Genomic DNA, 3,306 nt, shown 5'->3' on the forward strand with positions numbered 1-3,306 from the left:
CGCCGCTCCGGACCCACGCCCCGGGAGATCAGCAGCCGGGCCAGGCGATTGCTCACCTCGTGCAACTGCTGATAGGTGATCTCGCCGCCCTCGGCGCACACGGCGATCCGCTCGTAGCCGTGAATGCCGCCGCGGCCCGCGATCTCCGGCAGCAGTGCCGCACGGGTCGCGGCGGGCACGGCGGTGAACGCGGCGTGCTCGGCCGCCGAGAGCAGCGGCAGATCGCCCACCGCCGTCTCCGGATGCGCGGCGGCCGCCGCCAGCAGCCGCAGGAATCTGTCCACCAGGGTCGCGACCGTTTCGTCGTCGAAAAGGTCACGAGCGAAGGTGATCTCGCCGTCGATTCCGGCGGCCGCGCCCGCGGCCGCCACCCGGTCGCGCAGGGCCACCGACAGGTCGAATCTGGCGGTGTCGTCACCCGCGGCATCCAGGGTGGTCATGGTGACACCGGGCAGCTCGACGGTGGTCGCGGCGAAGTTCTGGAAGGTCAGCGCCACCTGGAACAACGGATGGCGACCGCCGGCGCGCGCCGGACGCACGGCCTCCACCAGCCGCTCGAACGGCAGGTCGGCATGGGCGAACGCCGCCATATCGGTATCGCGGACCGAGTCCAGCAGGGCGTGGAAGGTGACATCGCCGCGCACGTCGGTGCGCAGCACCAGGGTGTTGACGAACATGCCGACCAGGTCGTCCAGTGCCGCCTCGCCGCGGCCCGCCACGGGGGTGCCGATGGCGATGTCGGTGCTCGCGGACAGGCGGGCCAGCAGCACGGCCAGCGCGGCATGCACCACCATGAAGAGGGTGGCGTTGTGCTCGCGCGCCAATTCCGCCAGTGCGCCGTGGGTTTCGGCGTCCACGGTGAAGGCGAACCGGCCCCCGCGGAAGGACGGCTTGGTGCCGCGCGGGCGGTCCGTGGGCAGCCGCAGTTCCTCCGGCAGTTCGGCCAACTGCCGCCGCCAGTACGAGAGTTGCCGTCCCGCCAGCGATTCGGGATCATCGTCCGGGCCGAGCAGGGCGCGCTGCCAGAGGGCGTAGTCGGCGTACTGCACCGGCAATGGCGTCCAGTCCGGAGCCGCGCCGCGGGTCCGGGCCGTGTAGGCGGTGACCAGGTCGCGGGCCAGCGGAGCCAGCGACCAGCCGTCGGCGGCGATGTGATGGACGACGAAGACCAGCACGTGGTCGTCGGCGGCCAGCCGCAGCAGCGACACCCGCAACGGCGGATCGGTGGTGACGTCGAAGCCGGGGGCCACGACGGCGGCGATGTCGTCGGCCAGGCGCGTAGGGGCGGTGTCGACAGGGACGAGGTCGATCGGGACCAGGTCGTTCGCCGCGGCATCCGGCGGTCGAATCCGCTGCACCGGACCGTTCGGGGTGTCGGGGTAGCTGGTGCGCAGCACCTCGTGCCGCGCCTCCACATCGGCCACGGCCGCTCCGAGCGCGGCGGTGTCGAGCGCACCGGACAGGCGCACCACCAGGGGGATGTTGTAGACGGCGGCGGTGGTCTCGAGTCGGTTCAGCAGCCAGATGCGCTGCTGGGCCGGGGACAGCGGAATCCGTTCCGGCCGCGGAGCCGGAGCCAGCGGCGCACGATCGCGGGCGGTGCCGGTCCGGGCGGCGGCGTACGCGGCCAGTGCCGCCACCGTGGGAGCCTCGAAGACCGCCCGCATCTCGATATCGGCCGCGAGCGCCGCCGAGAGCCGGGCCACCACGCGGGTGGCGATGAGCGAGTTGCCGCCGAGCTCGAAGAAGTCGTCGTCCAGGCCGATCCGATCGCGGCCGAGCACCTCGGCGAAAACCGCGGCCACCGTCTGCTCCGCCGCGGTGACGGGGGCGCGGTAGACCTCGGCGGCGAAGGACGGAGCGGGCAGCGCCCCGCGATCCAATTTTCCGGAGGCATTGAGCGGCAGCTCGTCCAGCACCACGATCGCGTTCGGCATCATGTACGCCGGAAGCCGCTGCGCCACCTCAGCTTTGACACGCTGCGGGTCGATGTCACCGGCCGCCGTGAGGTAGGCGACCAGCTGATCGCCGGTGCGCTGATCGCGGCGCACCACGACCACCGCCTGCGTGACGGCGTCCACCTCGCCCAGGGCGGCTTCGATCTCCCCGAGTTCGATGCGCAGACCGCGCAGCTTCACCTGGAAGTCGGTGCGTCCCAGGTATTCCAGCTCACCGTCGGCATTCCACCTCACCAGGTCACCGGTGCGGTACATGCGGGCGCCGTCGCCGAACGGGTTGGCCACGAACCGATCCGAGGTCAGATCGGGCCGCGCCACATAGGCGGTGGCGAGCTGGTCCCCGGCGAGGTACAGCTCGCCCGCGACACCCGCCGGAACCGGGCGCAGGCGGGCGTCCAGCACATACACCTGGGTGTTGAACACGGGAACACCGATCGGGACGGTATCGACGTCGGCGTCGGTGACCTCGTGATACGTGACGTCGACGGCGGCCTCGGTCGGACCGTACAGATTGTGCAGCCGGGCCCCGGTCAACTCCCGCAGCCGCTGCGCGGACCGGGACGGCAACGCCTCACCGGAAGCGAACACGTGTTTGATTTGCCCTCCGCTTCGCTCCGGGCGGGTGCTGTGTTTGATTGCCTCCGCTTCGCTCCGGCGGGTTCGCGGCGCTGGAAGTCCCGGTTCTTCCCTCCCTCCGCTCCCCCGCTGTGTTCGATTGCCTCCGCTTCGCTCCGGCGGGGTTCGCGGCGCTGAAAGTCCCGGTTCTTCCCTCCCTCCGCTCCCCCGCTTCGCTCCTCCGCTCCGCTCAGTCCAGAACCGGGACGCGCCGCGAACCACCGGGGCGTCGCCGTCAGTGACTGGGGCATTCCCGACAGTGGCTGGGGGGTTGATGTCGGTGGTGTCGAGGGCGGCTACGAAGACGGCGAGCATGGAGGGCACGAAGTGGGCGACGGTGATGGCTTCGCGGGCGATGAGTTCGGTCAGATAGGCCGGATCGCGGTGGCCGTCCGGCGCGGCCAGCACCAGGCGGGCGCCGATCTGCAAGGGCCAGAAGAACTCCCACACCGAGACGTCGAAGGTGGCCGGCGTCTTCTGCAGGACCACGTCGTCGGTGCCGATGCGGTACTCGTACTGCATCCACACCAGGCGGTTGACGATGGCGGCGTGCGAGACCGCGACACCCTTCGGACGACCGGTCGAACCGGAGGTGAAGATCACGTACGCGGTGTTGCCGGACCGCAGCGGGGCGCGGCGATCGGCATCGGTGACCGGAGCGTCGGCGTACACCGACAGGTCGAGGCTGTGTATATCTGCCCTCCGCTCCGCTCCGGGCGGGTTCGCGGCGCTG

General features: G+C 71.0%; 1 protein-coding gene. It reads right to left on the minus strand.

Annotated features, from left to right (window positions below; translation table 11 throughout):
* The coding region (locus QK444_RS34495) for a condensation domain-containing protein (RefSeq protein ID WP_282786200.1) at window positions 1-3,245 on the minus strand (3,245 nt) is incomplete at its 3' end.
* Between the last annotated feature and the right edge of the window lie 61 nt (window positions 3,246-3,306).

The organism is Nocardia sp. CC201C (assembly GCF_030010695.1).
In the GTDB taxonomy this organism is placed as follows: Bacteria; Actinomycetota; Actinomycetes; order Mycobacteriales; family Mycobacteriaceae; genus Nocardia; species Nocardia otitidiscaviarum.